Origin of the sequence: Pseudomonas sp. GM78, assembly GCF_000282475.1 — a bacterium.
GTDB lineage: Bacteria > Pseudomonadota > Gammaproteobacteria > Pseudomonadales > Pseudomonadaceae > Aquipseudomonas.
Genome location: NZ_AKJF01000002.1, coordinates 1 through 958, shown reverse-complemented (window position 1 = coordinate 958; position 958 = coordinate 1). Strand labels below are relative to the sequence as shown.

The 958-nt window shown below is 59.3% G+C and carries 1 protein-coding gene; it reads left to right on the top strand.

What is annotated here, in order from left to right; all coding sequences use genetic code 11:
- Nucleotides 1-87 precede the first annotated feature (87 nt).
- A partial coding sequence (locus PMI35_RS32060; protein ID WP_008054333.1) for an outer membrane beta-barrel protein occupies nt 88-958 on the top strand: 871 nt, incomplete at its 3' end.

Genomic DNA, 958 nt, shown 5'->3' with positions numbered 1-958 from the left:
GCCAGGGCTCATCAAGACGTCCTGCCTTGCTTTCGGCCTTACGCCCCTTCGGGGGGTTGGCGCCTAATAAAAATAAGGAAGGCAGGTATGAGTATTCGTGCATGGGCTTGCGCTGCAACCCTGTTCGCCCCGGTTCTGGGTGCCAGCATGTTGTTTCCCTCAATGGCTCGCGCCGCGGACGACCCGATGGGTTCGCTGGTGCGCGGGGTGTTTGGTGACACCCTTGAGCGTGAACACGGCATCAAGATCTACGGCTGGGGCCAGGCAGGTGTGATCTACAACAACAACGGCACGGATGACGTCAGCAAACAAGGCTTCTTCAATACCGATGAAGGCGTGAACCTCAACCAGTTCGCCCTGGCCGTGGAAAAGAAACCCCAGAGCAATGTGGTCGGTCGTGTCGGACCGTTTCCTGGTCCCATGCCACAGGAAGCGGACTGGGGTTTTAACGTCACGGCCCTGTACGGCAAGGATGCGCGCTACTTCAAAACCTACGGTTGGGACGAAGACCTGGGCGTCAATCGCGAGAACAAGGCTGAAGATCCAGCGTTCACCATTGCCCAGGCCTACGTCGATTTCTATTTCCCGGTGCTCGGCGGTTCGGACCTGATGATCGGGATTTTCCACACACCGCTGGAAAATGAAATCGGCTTCGCCTTGCCCTCACCGGCGCCGACGGACTTCTACTCGCACACCTATTCCTTCATGCACGGCCCGGCCAAGCATGCCGGCGCGCTGTACTCGTTAAAACTGCCATCGGCCCCCGGCGAAAGCATGCTGGGCTTCGAACTGGGGGTGGTGCAGGGCTGGAACAACCTGCAAGACCCCAACCATGACCCGGATGTCATCGCCAACGTACGCTGGCGTTCGGCGGATTTCAGCACCTGGATCGACTGGGAAAACATCTACGGCAACGGCGCCGGCGACAGCTTCGCCGAATGCAGTTGCGGCTCCCCGA